Genomic DNA, 15,039 nt, shown 5'->3' with positions numbered 1-15,039 from the left:
GTGAAGGACGACGATGTTGGACGTTCATACCCGCCCCAAATCGAAAGCGCTGTTCGATCGCCTGCGCGACCATATTCTGGAAGGCCGTTATTTCCCGGGGCAATGGCTCAAGCAGGCGGAACTCGAAGCCGCCTATAACGCCACGCGTTCCGATGTGCGCGCCGCGCTCAGCAGCCTGTCTGAACGCGGCGTCGTCGAATATGTCAAAAACCAGGGATTCCGCGTCTTCAGCCGCAGCGACGAGGAGATCGCCGAGATCACAGAGATGATCGCCATCCTCGAGCGCGCCGCCGTGCCCAAGATCATCGCGAACATCACCGATGACGGCATCGATGAGCTGGAGGAACTCGCCCGGACCTTTCACGAGTTGATCACATCGGGCAGCCATGCCGATCTCAGGCTCGCCAATTACCACATCCACAACCGGCTCAATTCCTTCTGCGGCAGCAAATTGCTGATGCAGACGGTGCAGCATCTTCGCGAATGCTGCATCAGCGGCCCGTTCGAACGCTATTCCACCTTTGCCGGCCTCACCGAAAGCAGCCGTGAACATTTTGCGATCCTCAAGGCCTTGCGCGATCGCGACGCCGCGGAATTCGAGCGCCTGATCGGCGAACATTCCACCCAGTCGCTCACGCGATAGGTCAGCATCCGATATCGGGTGCCAGGTCTGGTTTTCGCGCGTCACGCTCGTCTTTGGGAGCATGCCCATTCACGCTGCCGCTCTGATCGAGATCCACAATCTGTCGATCGCCTTCCGTTCGAGCGGAGGCGACCTGCCGGTGGTGAGGAATGTCGACCTGACAATCCGAAGCGGCGAAACGGCGGCCCTGGTGGGCGAATCCGGATCAGGCAAGACGCTGCTGGCGCGATCGATCGTCGATCTGATGCCGCCGGATGCGATGATCACCAATGGCACGATCACCTTCGATGGCGCGACCGTGCTGCCCGCCGATTCCTCCATCCGCCATGCGCTGCGCGGCCGACAGGTCGGCTATGTCTTCCAGGAACCGCTTTCCAGCCTGAATCCGGCATTGCGCATCGGCATCCAACTCGTCGAGGGACTGCGGCATCATCAGGCTTTGTCGGCCGACGCCGCCCATGCCGAGGCCCTCGACATGCTGGAACGGCTGAGAATTGCCTCCCCCGACCAGGTGATGCAGCGCTATCCGCACGAATTGTCTGGCGGGATGCGGCAGCGCGTGATGATCGCAGCCGCGCTGATCATGAAGCCCGCATTGTTGATCGCCGACGAGCCGACGACGGCGCTCGACACCATCATCCAGAGTGAAGTCATCGGCCTGCTCAAGGATACCGCGCGCGCGCAGGGCACCGCAGTGCTTATGGTCACGCACGATCTGAGCGCGGTTGCCGGGTTCGCGGACACGGTGAGCGTCATGAGCCGCGGTGAGATCGTCGAGGCAGGGCGCGTCGACGAGATCCTGCGGGTGCCACGCCATCCCTATACCCGCGCACTGCTGGCCGCGACGCTCCAGCCGATCACCAGCGAGGCTCCGTCCGCCGTATCCGACGGTCGCGAGCCGTTGATCGAGGTGCGCGACCTTTCCGTCGCCTTCCCCGGCAAACCGTCCGGGTGGCGTCGCCAGCGCTCGCAGGCCAGAGCGCTCGACACGGTGTCCTTCGGCATATCGCCGGGCGAAGCGCTCGCGATCATCGGACAGTCGGGATCGGGCAAGACGACGCTGGCCCGCGCCATCGCCGGCCTCCAACCAGTCGAAACGGGCGAAATCCTGTTCCGTGGCGCCCCCATCGCCGATGCGCGGCGGCGCGGCGAACAGCCGGTGCAGTTCATCTTCCAGGATCCGTTCGGCTCGCTCGACCCTCGCATGAAGATCGGCGCCATCGTCGAGGAAGCGCTGAAGTTCGATCCGCGCCACACCGCCGCGACACGGCGGGACAAGGTCGCGCAGGCGCTCGACAATGTGCGGCTGGGCGGCGATTTCCTAGATCGTTTTCCGCATCAGCTATCCGGCGGGCAGCGTCAGCGCGTCAGCATCGCCAGGGCGATCGTCCGCGCCCCCCAATTCATCATCGCCGACGAACCGGTTTCGGCGCTCGACCTGACCGTACAGGCGCAGATCCTCGAACTGTTCCTCGATCTGAAGGCGAAGCTCGGCTTCGCCTGCCTTTTCGTGTCGCACGACCTGGGCGTGGTGGAGCATTTCGCCGACCGCATCGGGGTGCTTTTCAAGGGACGACTGGTGGAAATCGGCCCGCGCGCGGCGGTGTTCGATCGCCCGCGCCATGCCTATACCCGTGCCTTGCTTTCGGCGCTTTCGCATCTGGAGGCCCGCGCCGACGGCGGCTTCGCGATCGGCCACCGCGATCTCGGCGCGCCCGACGAGGCCGCGATCGGCGAGATCGCCGATGCATCCGGCTCTCCACGCTATGTCGAGGTCGCCCCCGGCCACCTCGTCGCCATGGCGGCATGACAAGGCAATCATCATGGCAATGATCGAGGGCATCTATCGTTATCCGGTCAAGGGATTGGGAAGCGAAAGGCTTGCCGATGCGACCATCACCGCCGGACAAGGCATAGCGGGCGATCGCGCTTATGCGATGGCGCTGGGTACGACCGGGTTCGACCCGGCCGCGCCGGTGCATCTGAGCAAGATGAAGTTCGCGACATTGATGACGCACCCAAGGCTCGCGGCGCTCGCCGCCGATTTCCGATCGGCGCCGGGTCGCCTCAGGCTTTCAAGCAAGGGAGATCCGGTTCTCGACGTGTCGCTTGATGATCCGGGCGAGATCGCTGAATTCGATCGGTTCATTTCGGAGTTCGTCGATGATCGCGCCAAGGGACCGCTGCGACTCGTGACCGCGCCGAACCACATGTTTTCCGACGTTCGTGAGGATTGCCTGTCGATCATCAACCTGGCGAGCGTCGCGGCGCTCGGTGCCGCGCTTGGCCGCCCGATCGATCCGCTTCGCTTCCGCGCGAACATTTACGTGTCCGGTCTGCCCGCCTGGCAGGAACGTGGCTGGCAGGCCGGCGACGTGATCGGCCTGGGCTATGGCCAGGCGAGCGTGATGCGGCCGATCACGCGGTGCGCGGCGGTCAATGTCGACCTCGACTCCGCCGAGATCGACGCGGACCTTCCAACATTGCTGCGCCGCGAGTTCGGCCAGAACGCGATGGGCGTCTATATCGACGCGATCGGAACTACACGGATCGCGATCGGTGACATCATGACGGACGCAGAGAAGGGAAACGACGGCGATGTCTGATCAGGACGACGGCGCAGGCCAGGCCGCACGATTGCACGCCATGTATCATAGCGGCCCTACGACGATCTACGCCTCCGCCATCGATCCGCGCTTCTCCTATACGCTTTACGTGCCGCACCGTTTCGATCGGGCGGATCACAAGGCCACGACGATCCTGGTGTCGGTGCATGGCACCGGGCGGATGCAGTCACTCTATCGCGACATGTTCGCCGAGTTCGCCGAATATCATAATTGCATCGTCCTCGCCCCGCTGTTTCCGGCGAACGTCTTTCAGGACGGGGAGATGAGCGGCTATAAATACATCGCCGAACGCGACATCCGCTACGATCTGGTGATGCTCGGCATGATCGAGGAGGTCGCGGCGCGTTACGGCGTCTCGGGCGCGAAGGTGCTGATGTTCGGCTTTTCAGGCGGCGGGCATTTCACCCATCGTTTCACGATCCTGCATCCCGATCGCGTTCGCGCGGCATCGATCGGCGCGCCGGGCGCGGTGACGCTCATCGATTTCGAGCGATCCTGGTGGGTGGGCGTGCGCGATTGCGCCGAACTGTTCGGGATCCGGATCGATCCGCGCGAATATCGCGACCTGCCCGTCCATTTCGTTGTCGGCGCTTCCGATGAGGAGACGTGGGAAATCACCTTCTCACCCGGAGATCGCCACTACATGGACGGCGCCAACGATGCCGGCCGCACGCGCGGTGAGCGGATCCGGAGCCTCGCCGATTCCTTCGCGGCGCATGGCGCGCGGACCCGGCTCGATATCGTGCCCGATGCCGCGCACGACGTGACCGTCGTCGTCCGCAAGGCGCGCGAATTCTTCGACGATGTGCTCGCCGGCCGTTTCTGATCCGCGACCGGACCCCGCGACGCATTCGCGCCGTCAGTCTGGTGTCAGGATCGCCGGCCTATAGAGGCGGCCGTACCGGACCGGATCCAGGAGCCGGCGGGGCATGGCGGCGCGAACAGGGAGAATTCGGGTGACCGGCAATCGCACGTTGAAGCACAGGCTGTTGGTCGGCGCGACATCGATCGCGCTTGCCCTGGGCCTCGTCCCCACTCAGGGCTTCGCCCAAAGCGCCGCGGACCTGCAGATGCTGCGCGAGCAGATCGCCGAACTGAAGGCGCAGCAGGAAGCATCCGCCGCGCGCATCCGCCAGCTCGAATCCGCGCTTGCCGAGGTTTCGGCGCGGCCGTCCGCAGCACCCGTGCAGACCGCCGCCGCGGCGCCCGCGCCATCGACGACCCAGCCCATTCCGGCGGCGACCGGCCAGCAGGTCGCGCGCGCCGATCTGGCGCCGTCGCCCGCCGCCGCGATCAATCCGGCCGGCGGATCCTCCCCCGGCCAGCCGCCCGCCGCCGCGCCCAGAAGGCTGGCGGTCAATGGCGATGTCCGTGTCCGCTACGAACAGAATTGGGGCGATCAGGACGCCCGCACGCGTCATCGCGGCGTACTGCGTGCCAGGCTGCGCGCGAACTATGCCGTCAACGACTGGCTCTCGGTGGGCGGGCAACTCGTCACCGGCGATCCCGACGATCCCAACAGCTCAGACATCACCCTGGGCAATTTCAACGACGATCTGATGGTCAGCCTCGACCAGGCCTTCATCCGCGGCACGTTCGGCAATCTCCAGGTGACCGCCGGCAAGATCCCGCAGACCTTCGTGCGCACCGAACTCGTCTGGGACGGCGATGTCAGCCCGCAGGGCGTCGCCGCGACCTATCGTTTCGATCTGGGCGGCGGATCGACGCTCAGGGTCAATGGACTTTATTTCCTCGTCGACGAGTCGGTCGCCGGCCCCAACAGCGACATGATCGGCGGCCAGCTCCAGTTCGAGACCGCGCCCGGCACGCCGCTGCGATTCGAGCTCGCCGCAGGCTATTACGACTATCAGCTTCGCAGCCTGGCCGGCGGTGACGCCGGCGACTTCCGCACGAACCGCTTCCTCAACGGCCGCTATCTCTCCGATTTCGACCTGCTCGACGTGATCGGCGCGGTTACGTTCAACGGCTTTGGCGAGCGCTGGCCGGTGCGCGTCGTGGGTGACTATGTCCATAATTTCGGCGCCACCACCAACCAGGATACCGGCTTCGGCGTGGACCTGCTCGTCGGCCGCGCCAGCCGCCAGCATGACTGGCGGGTCGGCTATGGCTATGCGCAGGCGGGGGTCGACGCCGTGCTGACCGCGTTCAGCCACGACAACACCGATCTCGCATCCAACTACAAGCAGCATACCGCGCTGATCGACTATATGCTGATGCCCAATGTGACGCTCAACGGCACCTTCTACCGCTTCAAGCCCAAGTCCACGCTGTTCACGCCCACCTTCCTGCCGCACGACTGGGTCAACCGCCTGCGGCTCAACCTGCTCGTGAATTTCTGAGAAGCATCCGACAGGGCACAGAGACTGAAGCGGGTTTCGGCATCAGCCCCCGTCGAAACCCGCTTCAGACGCCGAGCCACTCCAGACCACCATCGAGCTCATCCGCCGAATAGTCGATCTGGAGCACCCGGCGGCGGCCCGCCGCACGCGCTACATCCGATGCGTGCAGGATCGGCGTCACATAGGCCCAGATATCGCCGCGATCCGCGAGGCAGGCCATCCGGCCGCATGATGCCACGACCGCGTCAATGTCAGCCTCCGCGATCCGGCCCAGCTTGTGCGAACCCGGCGCGATCAGCAACGGCGCGTTGCCGGGCGATACCGGGTCGATATGCACGCGCAAGGTCACCATGCGTTCGAGCAGCGCGAAGGGCGGCGCGACATGCTGCAGCCCGGTCTTCACCGTCCAGGGGCCATAGCCCGGCACATCGATCCGCCGACGGACCACGACGGTGCGATCCTGATGCCAGGCGAGCGACCAGTTCGCATCCCGGTGCTTGTCGAACAGGATCGCACGCACGGGCCGGGCGCCGCCGCCAAGCGCCGCCACCGCGACGGCGCCGATCTTGGCCGGGGGCGCCAGCAATTCCGCCAGCCCGTCCTGCCCGTGCAGCCGGATCCCCGCGCGATCCGCGGGCAGTGCCTCACCGATCCGCTCCAGCGCGCCCAGGATATCGTCGCCCGCCGCCCCCGCGTGCAAGGCCGCGCCGTCGTCATCCAGCGTCGGCGGCCGGTCAGGCGCGCGGATGCGCATTGCGATAGACGTCCATCAGATGCGCGGCATCGACGGCGGTATAGATCTGGGTCGAACTCAGGCTGGCATGGCCGAGCAGTTCCTGAAGCGCGCGCAGGTCCGCGCCGCGCCCCAGCAGGTGCGTGGCAAAGCTGTGACGCAGCGCATGCGGCGTCGTGCGTTCCGAAAGGCCGAGCCGCCCCCGCGCGCCTTGGACCGCGCGGCGGACAAGCGCGGGTGAGAGCGGTCCGCCGCGCCGCCCGCGAAACAGCGGCTGGTCCTTCGACGCCATATGCGGGGACAGCGCCAGATATGCGTCGATCGCGCTCCGCACCTGCGGGAGCAGCGGCACGATCCGCGTCTTGCCGCGCTTGCCTGTGACGCTCAGCGTCTCGCCCAACGGCAGCACCGCGCCGGTCAGCGCCATCGCCTCGCCGATGCGCAGGCCGGCACCGTAGAGCAGCATCAGCACCGCCCAGTCGCGTGCGCCGATCCAGGGCTCCCGCGCCTGCCCCGCCACATCCTCCGCGAGCGCCACCGCCTCGTCGGGAGAAACCGGCCTTGGAATGCCTTTCTTGACGCGCGGCCCCTTCAGGCGCGGCACGGCACCGCCTTCTCCGGCGACAAAGGCGAGGAAGCCGCGCACCGCCGACAATTCGCGCGCGGCGGAGGCGTTGCCGATCCCGTCGCCGCGACGCAGCGCGAGAAAGGCGCGCAGATCGGCGGCCTCGAGCGATGCGATCATCGCCGCATCGACCGCACCGCCGCGATGATCCTGGAGAAACGCGATCAGCCGCTCGGCCGTCGCCACATAGGCACGCACCGTATGCGCGGAACGCCGGCGCCCATGCGTCAGATGATCGCGCCAGCGGGGAATGAGTGCATGGGTTTCCACATGCACTTCATGCCCGGACTGGTCGCGGCCGTCACGCCGAACTTGTCGATGCCGTTCGCGTGACGGCGGCCCGTCAGCCGATCTTCTGGCCGGTCTTCGCCCAGTCGGCCAGGAAACCCTCGATGCCCTTGTCGGTCAGCGGATGATTGAAGAGCTGGCGGATGACGGCGGGCGGCGCGGTCATCACGTCCGCGCCGATCTTCGCAGCCTCGAGCACATGGATGGGGTTGCGCACGCTCGCGACGAGAATCTCGGTCTCGAAATCGTAATTGTCGTAGATCAGCCGGATATCGGCGATCAATTCCATGCCGGGATAGCCGACATCGTCGTGGCGGCCGACGAAAGGCGAAATGAAGGTCGCGCCCGCCTTTGCCGCCAGCAGCGCCTGATTGGCCGAGAAGCAGAGCGTGACATTGACCATGGTGCCGTCGCCGGTCAGCGCCTTGCAGGTCTTCAGCCCATCGATGGTCAGCGGCACCTTCACCGCGACATTGTCGGCGATCTTGCGGAGGATTTCCGCCTCTTTCATCATCGTCTCATGGTCGAGCGCGACCACTTCGGCAGAAACCGGGCCGGGGACGATCTCGCAAATCTCCTTGACGACTTCCAGGAAATCGCGGCCCGCCTTGTGGATCAGCGAGGGGTTGGTGGTAACCCCGTCGAGCAGGCCGGTCGCGGCCAGATCGGCGATCTCCTTGGTATCGGCGGTATCGACGAAGAATTTCATGAACGGGCGCTCCCAAACACAGGCTGATTCGATGCCTCCCTATAGGCGTCCGCGCGCGCGCCGCCAAAACTCCCGGTAATCGCTTGACGTTATCACCATAGTGTATTATTGTAATAATACAGCTTGGATGCCAACCGCCACAACATCAGGAAAGAATGCGAAACGGTAAGTATCCGAATACCCCTCTAATGAAACGATCGGAGCGGCGCTATTGGGAAAGCGCCCCCAAGAGGCCCGGCCGGTTCCCCCTTTCCGGCCGGGCCGATCCCGACAGGACCCCGACGATGGCCTTTCTCGATCTCGCTCAACCGCGCCTTTCCCCGGCCGTCGCCGGCGCCGCATCGCAAGCCGCGTTCCAGGGCCATGAATGGGCGGTGATCGCGCTGGCGCGCGCCGATGGCGCGGCCAGCCTGTCCGCGCCCGGCCGGCTGCGGCGGCTGCTCGAAGCCGTCTTCAAGATCCGCCGCCCGAACCGGCTCGCCGATCCACGACTGGAAGCGCTGCGCCGCATGGCGGTGTTGCTGCGCATCGGCGGCGGCAAGACCAGCGACAACGAACGCGCGGGCTTCTTGTCGGCGGGCTATACCCGCAGTCAATTGTCGGCGCTCGCCGCCTATGTCGTGAAAGCGATCCGGCCATGAGCGCGATCAGATCGCATAGCGGCATCCTGATCGCCGCCGCCGCCACGGCGCTGTTCGCCTTCCTGATCAGCGACGCGCTCGGCGATCCGCTGATCGGCGCGTTGATGGGCGTGCTCGCCTTCACGATCGCGATGCCGCTGGTGGCGATCGCCGAAACGCCGCGCCGCCTGCGCCACGATTGACAGGGCATCGGCGGGCGTCTTCAATCGCGCCGGAAATTCGATGACCCGGCCAGTCCCTATCCTGATTCTCGCCATGCTGGCCGTCCAGCCACCCGCCACCGCGCAAACCAGCGCGCCGAAGGGCGGCGCGAAGCCAGGCGCGCTTTCGATCGACACGCCGATCCAGCCGCTGCTGTCCCGCGCGGAGGCCGGCGATCCGGCGGCGATGTTCTATCTGGGCGCCAAATATTCCGAAGGACGCGGCGTTCCCAAGGACGAGGCAGAGGGGTTGCGCTGGTATCGCAAAGTGGCCGAGCGCGGCCATTCGGGCGCGATGCTCAACGTGGGCAACAGCTATTATAACGGCAGGGGCGTGGCGGAGGACCGAACAGAGGCCGCGCACTGGTTCCGGCTGGCCGCCGAACGCGGCCATGCCGGCGCGATGTACAATCTGGCGATCTGCTATGCCAGCGGCCAGGGCGTCGAGAAGGACGAGGCGGAAGCCGTCAAATGGTTCCGCGCCTCAGCCGCGAAGGGCAATCCGCGCGCGATGGCCGCACTCAACAGCCGGGGCCTGGGGCTTCAATAGGGCGTATTCATTGTCATTCCCGCGTGCGCGGGAATGACAAGTAAAACGGGATCAGCCCGCCGCGGCCTGATCCGTGCCGCCGAACAGCGCATGCAGTTCGCCGGCCTCATACATCTCCATCATGATGTCCGATCCGCCGACGAATTCGCCGTTCACGTAAAGCTGCGGGATCGTCGGCCAGTCCGAATAATCCTTGATGCCCTGGCGGATGCCCTGGTCCTGCAGCACGTCCACGGTTTCGTAATCGACCCCGATATGATCGAGGATCGCGATCGCGCGGCTGGAAAAGCCGCATTGCGGAAAGAGCGGCGTGCCCTTCATGAACAGCAGCACCGGATTGGCTTTCACCAGTTCGTCGATGCGGGCGCGGGTATCGTCGGTCATGTCATTACTCCTCAGTCGGGCGCCACGGTGGTGAGTTGAAGCGCGTGCAGCACCCCGCCCATCCGGCCACCCAGCGCGGCATAGACGGCCTGATGCTGTTTCACCCGGGGCATTCCCCGAAAGCTCGCGCTCACCACCCGTGCCGCATAATGATCGCCGTCGCCGGCGAGATCGGTGATCTCGACGCTGGCGTCGGGGATCGCGGCCACGATCATCGCCTCGATATCTTCAGCCGCCATCGGCATGATTACTGCGATTCCATCAACTGGCGGCGCGCCTCGACCGTCTTTTCCTCGAGCGCCGCGCGCACGCCGGCCTCGTCGATCTCGAGCCCCGCCGAAGTCAGGTCGCCCAGCAGCTTGCGGATCACGTCCTCGTCGCCGGCTTCCTCGAAATCCGCCTGGACGACGGCCTTGGCATAGGCGTCGGTTTCCTCGGGCGTCAGGCGCATCTTCTCGGCTGCCCACTGACCCACCAGGCGATTGCGGCGGGCGGTGATGCGGAACATCATTTCCTCGTCGCGGGCGAACTTGGTCTCGAAGGCGCGTTCGCGATCGTCGAAAGTGGTCATGGGCGATCCTTATATGGCGTGTAAGCTATTCCACCGGACATAGGGATGGAGCGCCGCAACCGCAACGGCGGGCTGGATCGAATTATATCGACCGTCGTAGCCGGCGATCAGTCGCCGATCGTGACCACGACCTTGCCGATCACGTCACGCGCGGCCATGCGCGCGATCGCTTCTCCGCCCTTTTCCAGCGGATAGGTCGCGGTGACGCGCGGCGAGATCTGGCCGCTGTCCCACAGCCGCAGCAGCCGCGCGACATGCGCCTGGTTCGCGCGCGGATCGCGCGCGGCGAAGGCCCCCCAGAAGACGCCGCAGACGTCGCAGCTCTTGAGCAGGGTCAGGTTGAGCGGCAGCTTGGGAATGCCGGCCGGGAAGCCGACGACGAGATAGCGGCCTTCCCAGGCGATCGAACGCAGCGCCGGCTCGCAATAATCGCCGCCGACCGCGTCATAGATCACGTTCGCGCCATTGGGGCCGACCTTCGCCTTGAAGGCATCGGCCAGCGCCTTGGACGCGTCCCGATCGAAGGGGCCGCGATCATAGACCAGCGCATCATCCGCCCCTGCACGCCTGGCGGCCGCAGCCTTCTCCTCGCTGGAGACCGCCGCGACGACATGCGCGCCGAATGCCTTGCCCAGTTCAACCGCCGCCAGGCCGACGCCGCCCGCGGCGCCCAGCACCAGCAAGGTCTCGCCTTCCTTCAGGCGGCCACGATCGCTCAGCGCATGGATGGTGGTGGCATAGGTCAGCAGCAGCGCCGAACCATCGACGAAGCTCCGCCCTTCGGGCAGGCGATAGGCGCTGGCGGCGGGAATGGCGATTTTCTCCGCCATGCCGCCCGATCCGCAGACCGCAATGACGCGATCTCCGGGTGACCAGCCGGTCACGCCCTCACCCACCGCCTCGACCACGCCGGCGATCTCGCCGCCCGGCGAGAAAGGGCGCGGCGGCTTGAACTGATATTTATCCTCGATGATCAGCACATCGGGATAATTCACCGCGCAGGCGCGCACCGCCACCAGCAACTGGCCGGGGCCGGCGACGGGATCGGGGCGTTCCTCGACGACCAGCGTCTCCGGGCCGCCGACCGCGATGGAAAGCAGCGCCTTCATGCCGCGATCGCTCCGGCCACCCAGGGGCGATCGGCCGCAACCTGACGCTCGAACGCCGATATCTTCGCGTCCATCGCCAGGGTCAGGCCCACTTCGTCCAGGCCGTTGCTCAGGCAATGCTTGCGGAACGGATCGATCTCGAAAACGAAGCGATCCTGGAAAGGCGTCGTCACCGTCTGGCTGTCCAGATCGATATGGATCGGATCGGTCTTGGCGACCTCGATCAACCGGTCGATCGCGTCCTGTGGCAACACAACCGCGAGCATGCCGTTCTTGAACGCGTTACTCGAGAAAATATCCGAAAAGCTTGGTGCGATCACTGCGGTGATACCACGATCGAGCATCGCCCAGGCCGCATGTTCGCGGCTCGACCCGCAGCCGAAATTGTCGCCGGCGATCAGGATCGGCGCGCCCGCATATTCGGGATCGTCGAACACGTTGCCCGGCTCGCGGCGCAGGGCTTCGAACGCGCCCTCGCCCAGCCCCGCCCGGCTGATCGTCTTCAGCCATGCCGCCGCGATGATCATGTCGGTGTCGACATTCTTCAGGCCCAGCGGATAGGCCCGCCCCTCGATCGTGGATACCGGGTTCATGTTCAGTTCGGCGTCCCTGGAACGGCCGGCACCTTCTCGATCGGCTTGCGCGGCTCGGTTTTCGCCATGGCCGCATAGGCCGCGATGCCGCTCAGCAATGCGCCGCCGAACAACAAGATCATCACACGCTTCATCATCCGTCCCCTGTTCGACGGGTCTCGGCATGCCGCCCTTGCCCGTTCAGATGCCATATCGGCATCATCCCATCAACTCGCGCACATCGGTCAACCGGCCGGTGACCGCCGCCGCCGCCGCCATCGCCGGCGAAACCAGATGCGTCCTGGCGCCCGGCCCCTGTCGCCCCATGAAGTTGCGGTTAGAGGTGGAGGCGCAGCGCTCGCCCGCCGGCACCTTGTCCGGATTCATGCCCAGGCACGCCGAACAGCCCGGTTCGCGCCATTCGAAGCCCGCTTCGGTGAAGACGCGGTCGAGCCCTTCGGCCTCGGCCTGACGCTTGACCAGTCCCGATCCGGGAACGACCAGCGCCTGCTTGATGCCCGACGCGATATGCCGCCCGCGTATGATCGCGGCGGCCGCGCGCAGATCCTCGATCCGACTGTTGGTGCAGCTTCCGATGAAGATGTTCTCGACCGCGACGTCCTGCATGCGCTGCCCGGCGGACAGCCCCATATAGTCGAGCGATTTCTGCGCCGCCTCGCGCTTCGACGCGTCGGCGAAGCTCTCGGGGTCGGGAACGATCCCCGTCACCGGCACGACATCCTCCGGGCTGGTGCCCCAGGTGACGTTGGGCGCGATCTCCGCAGCGTCGAGGATGACGACACGATCGTAGCGCGCGCCCTGATCGGTCGGCAGTGTCTTCCACCAGGCAACGGCCGCGTCCCAGTCCGCGCCGGTCGGCGCCATCGGCCGCCCCTTCAGATAGGCGAAGGTCTTTTCGTCCGGCGCGATCAGGCCCGAACGGGCGCCATGCTCGATCGCCATGTTCGAAACGCTCAGCCGTCCCTCGATCGACATGTCGCGGATCACCGATCCGGTATATTCGACGACATAGCCGGTGCCGCCCGCCGCGCCGACGCGGCCAACGATCGCCAGGATCACATCCTTGGGGCTGACGCCGAAGCCCAGCGTACCATCGACGCGGATCTCCATGCTCTTGGACTGTTTCAGCAGCAGCGTCTGCGTCGCCAGCACATGTTCGACCTCGCTGGTGCCGATACCGAAGGCGAGCGCGCCCAGCGCGCCATGCGCGGCGGTATGGCTGTCGCCGCACACCAGGGTGCAGCCCGGCAAGGTGAAGCCCTGTTCGGGGCCGACGACATGGACGATGCCCTGGCGATCGGCGACCGCGTCGATATAGGGCACGCCGAACTCGGCGGTGTTGCGTTCGAGCGCGGCGAGCTGCCCGGCCGATTCAGCGTCCGCGATGGGAAGGCGATTGCCAGCCGCGTCGAGGCGTGCGGTGGTCGGCAGATTGTGATCGGGCACCGCAAGCGTAAGGTCCGGCCGGCGGACGGGGCGCCCGGCGGCGCGCAGCCCCTCAAAGGCCTGCGGACTGGTCACTTCATGAACCAGATGGCGGTCGATATAGATCAGGCACGTGCCGTCGTCGCGGCGTTCCACGACATGGGCGTCCCAGATCTTCTCGTACAATGTGCGGGCTTGGGTCATGCGTCCGGCCATAGCGCGCTTTGCCGCATGGGCAAGTGGCCAGTGCGCCGGATCACCGGCCTCCGCCGGTCCGCCCGGGCGAGGTCGAGACCGATGCCGCCGCGACGGTGACTGCCGGACCTGACGATTTTTCGTCCAGCTTCATCCAGTCGTGACGCGGCAGACCATACAACATGTCGAGCAGTTCGAGCTGCAGACCCACCGGCTTGCTGCTGTGCGAATTCCACAGCATCGCGATCCCCGTCCGTTCGACCGGATCGAACAGGATCAGCGAGCGATAGCCATCAACCGCGCCGCGATGGCCGACCTGACGGTGCCCGGCATAGGAGAAGTCCCGCCAGCCCAGGCCATAGGCATGGGCGTTGAGCGCGCGATCCGCTTCGCCGCGCGGGCCGTGCGGCGGCGTCGCGACCAGAGGCGCATGGATTTCGTCGAGCAGCGCCGATGGCAGCACGGACGTCGCCCCACCCATCTGCGCGCGCATCCATTTCGCGAGATCGAAGATCGAGGAATTGACGCCGCCCGCCGCCGGCACGCGATAATAGGCGTCCTTGGTCTGGAGCATCTGGCCGCGACTGCGATGCGGCCGCGCCCAGCTGATCGCGGATTCCAGCCCCGCCCGCCCGACACTGGCATTGGTCATGCCCAGCGGCAGGAACAGCTTGTCGCGCACGACATCGCCATAGGGCCGTCCGGTGACACGCTGGACGACCTCGCTCGCGGCGTCGAACGCGACATTCTGATAGGTATAGCATTGGCCGGGTGAACAGAATGCCGGCAATTGCGCCAGCGAAGCGCGGATCAGCTTGGGATCCTGCCCTTCCTCCAGCTTTTCGTCATAGGCGTTGCGGACGACGCCGGTGCGCTGCGACAGCAAGTCGCGCACCGTTACGCGATCCTCACCGCCGCCCGGCAGGCGCAATGTCGTCTGGAACTGCGAAACGGGCGTATCGAGCGACAGCCGGCCTTCACGCGCCAGCTCGGCAACGAGCGTGCCGGCGACCCCCTTGGAAAGCGACGCCCAGCGAAAAACCGTGGTCGGCGTCACAGGATCGGACGTGCCGATCTGCGTGACGCCATAGCCTTTGACGAAGCTGATCTGGCCATTCTCGACGATCGCGACCGCCACCCCGACCATGTCCTTGCTATCGACGAGGCGAGAAAGCCGCTGGTCGATATGACGATAGTCGATGCGCTGAGGCCCGGAGACGATCGCGGCGGCAGGCGAAAGCGCGGCGGTGTAGGAGAATGAGGGCGGCTGGACATCGGCGTCATCCGCCGCGCGGGTCGGCCCGCCATTGACGAAGCTGTAGACCGCGCCACACGCGACGACGCCCAGAATGAGCGGTAATCCGTATCTCAAGCGGCGCCCCCCGG

At 65.9% G+C, this 15,039-nt stretch carries 19 protein-coding genes; 8 read left to right on the top strand and 11 right to left on the bottom strand.

The window, feature by feature from the left end; genetic code table 11:
* Positions 1–13 precede the first annotated feature (13 nt).
* The 5 genes from ACODTA_RS09570 to ACODTA_RS09550 all read left to right on the top strand — a co-directional run bounded on the left by ACODTA_RS09570 (position 14) and on the right by ACODTA_RS09550 (position 5,630).
* Positions 14–643 (top strand): GntR family transcriptional regulator, encoded by a 630-nt coding sequence (locus ACODTA_RS09570; RefSeq protein WP_489065673.1) that lies wholly within the window; start codon positions 14–16, stop codon positions 641–643.
* Positions 644–704: 61 nt separating this feature from the next.
* Entirely contained in the window at positions 705–2,453 is a 1,749-nt protein-coding gene (locus ACODTA_RS09565; RefSeq protein WP_489065672.1) for a dipeptide ABC transporter ATP-binding protein, read from the top strand.
* Positions 2,454–2,466: 13 nt separating this feature from the next.
* Positions 2,467–3,249 (top strand): MOSC domain-containing protein, encoded by a 783-nt coding sequence (locus ACODTA_RS09560; protein ID WP_489065671.1) that lies wholly within the window; start codon positions 2,467–2,469, stop codon positions 3,247–3,249.
* Positions 3,242–4,096 (top strand): hypothetical protein, encoded by an 855-nt coding sequence (locus ACODTA_RS09555; RefSeq protein WP_489065670.1) that lies wholly within the window; start codon positions 3,242–3,244, stop codon positions 4,094–4,096. Before ACODTA_RS09560 ends, ACODTA_RS09555 begins: the two co-directional genes overlap by 8 nt.
* 130 nt (positions 4,097–4,226) lie before the next feature.
* Positions 4,227–5,630, top strand: a complete 1,404-nt coding sequence (locus ACODTA_RS09550) for a putative porin (protein ID WP_489065669.1) — start codon at positions 4,227–4,229, stop codon at positions 5,628–5,630.
* A gap of 64 nt (positions 5,631–5,694) precedes the next feature.
* On the opposite strand, the gene ACODTA_RS09545 is transcribed toward ACODTA_RS09550, so the two are convergent.
* The 3 genes from ACODTA_RS09545 to fsa form a co-directional block, all read right to left on the bottom strand.
* Entirely contained in the window at positions 5,695–6,384 is a 690-nt protein-coding gene (locus ACODTA_RS09545; RefSeq protein ID WP_489065668.1) for a phytanoyl-CoA dioxygenase family protein, read from the bottom strand.
* Positions 6,365–7,264, bottom strand: coding sequence for a tyrosine recombinase XerC (locus ACODTA_RS09540; protein ID WP_489065667.1), 900 nt, complete (start codon positions 7,262–7,264; stop codon positions 6,365–6,367). Before ACODTA_RS09540 ends, ACODTA_RS09545 begins: the two co-directional genes overlap by 20 nt.
* A 67-nt stretch (positions 7,265–7,331) precedes the next feature.
* Complete coding sequence (gene fsa / locus ACODTA_RS09535; protein ID WP_222992912.1) at positions 7,332–7,985, bottom strand: fructose-6-phosphate aldolase; 654 nt, start codon at positions 7,983–7,985, stop codon at positions 7,332–7,334.
* 188 nt (positions 7,986–8,173) lie between these two features.
* On the opposite strand from fsa, the gene ACODTA_RS09530 reads away from it, so the two are divergent.
* Genes ACODTA_RS09530 through ACODTA_RS09520 form a run of 3 tightly spaced genes read left to right on the top strand, consistent with a single transcriptional unit; the run spans position 8,174 to position 9,376 of the window.
* The gene (locus ACODTA_RS09530) at positions 8,174–8,626 is read left to right on the top strand and encodes a hypothetical protein (RefSeq protein WP_489065666.1); all 453 of its coding nucleotides are present in this window, start codon (positions 8,174–8,176) and stop codon (positions 8,624–8,626) included.
* On the top strand, positions 8,623–8,808 hold the full coding sequence (locus tag ACODTA_RS09525; RefSeq protein WP_489065665.1) for a hypothetical protein: 186 nt from the start codon (positions 8,623–8,625) through the stop codon (positions 8,806–8,808). Before ACODTA_RS09530 ends, ACODTA_RS09525 begins: the two co-directional genes overlap by 4 nt.
* A gap of 40 nt (positions 8,809–8,848) precedes the next feature.
* Positions 8,849–9,376 carry a tetratricopeptide repeat protein gene (locus tag ACODTA_RS09520; protein ID WP_489065664.1) on the top strand — a complete coding sequence of 176 codons (528 nt, stop codon included), beginning with the start codon at positions 8,849–8,851 and terminating at the stop codon, positions 9,374–9,376.
* Between the two features lie 51 nt (positions 9,377–9,427).
* Here ACODTA_RS09520 and grxD read toward each other — a convergent pair whose 3' ends face one another.
* The 8 genes from grxD to ACODTA_RS09480 all read right to left on the bottom strand — a co-directional run bounded on the left by grxD (position 9,428) and on the right by ACODTA_RS09480 (position 15,025).
* Positions 9,428–9,760, bottom strand: coding sequence for a Grx4 family monothiol glutaredoxin (grxD, locus tag ACODTA_RS09515; protein WP_489065663.1), 333 nt, complete (start codon positions 9,758–9,760; stop codon positions 9,428–9,430).
* 11 nt (positions 9,761–9,771) lie between these two features.
* On the bottom strand, positions 9,772–10,005 hold the full coding sequence (locus tag ACODTA_RS09510; RefSeq protein ID WP_489065662.1) for a BolA family protein: 234 nt from the start codon (positions 10,003–10,005) through the stop codon (positions 9,772–9,774).
* A 2-nt stretch (positions 10,006–10,007) separates the two neighbouring features.
* Complete coding sequence (locus tag ACODTA_RS09505; protein ID WP_489065661.1) at positions 10,008–10,331, bottom strand: DUF1476 domain-containing protein; 324 nt, start codon at positions 10,329–10,331, stop codon at positions 10,008–10,010.
* 107 nt (positions 10,332–10,438) lie between these two features.
* The gene (locus tag ACODTA_RS09500) at positions 10,439–11,440 is read right to left on the bottom strand and encodes an NADPH:quinone oxidoreductase family protein (protein WP_489065660.1); all 1,002 of its coding nucleotides are present in this window, start codon (positions 11,438–11,440) and stop codon (positions 10,439–10,441) included.
* Positions 11,437–12,033 (bottom strand): 3-isopropylmalate dehydratase small subunit, encoded by a 597-nt coding sequence (gene leuD / locus ACODTA_RS09495; protein WP_489065659.1) that lies wholly within the window; start codon positions 12,031–12,033, stop codon positions 11,437–11,439. Before leuD ends, ACODTA_RS09500 begins: the two co-directional genes overlap by 4 nt.
* A gap of 2 nt (positions 12,034–12,035) precedes the next feature.
* On the bottom strand, positions 12,036–12,167 hold the full coding sequence (locus ACODTA_RS09490; RefSeq protein ID WP_489065658.1) for a hypothetical protein: 132 nt from the start codon (positions 12,165–12,167) through the stop codon (positions 12,036–12,038).
* 64 nt (positions 12,168–12,231) lie between these two features.
* Positions 12,232–13,662 (bottom strand): 3-isopropylmalate dehydratase large subunit, encoded by a 1,431-nt coding sequence (gene leuC, locus ACODTA_RS09485; protein ID WP_489065657.1) that lies wholly within the window; start codon positions 13,660–13,662, stop codon positions 12,232–12,234.
* A 52-nt stretch (positions 13,663–13,714) separates the two neighbouring features.
* A complete protein-coding gene (locus tag ACODTA_RS09480; RefSeq protein ID WP_489065656.1) occupies positions 13,715–15,025 on the bottom strand; it encodes a serine hydrolase domain-containing protein in 1,311 nt (436 codons plus the stop codon).
* Positions 15,026–15,039: the final 14 nt, after the last annotated feature.

Source organism: Sphingomonas sp. FG14 (assembly GCF_057809675.1).
Note: the sequence above shows the minus strand (reverse complement) of the source record. Positions and strands in the feature narration are given on the sequence as shown.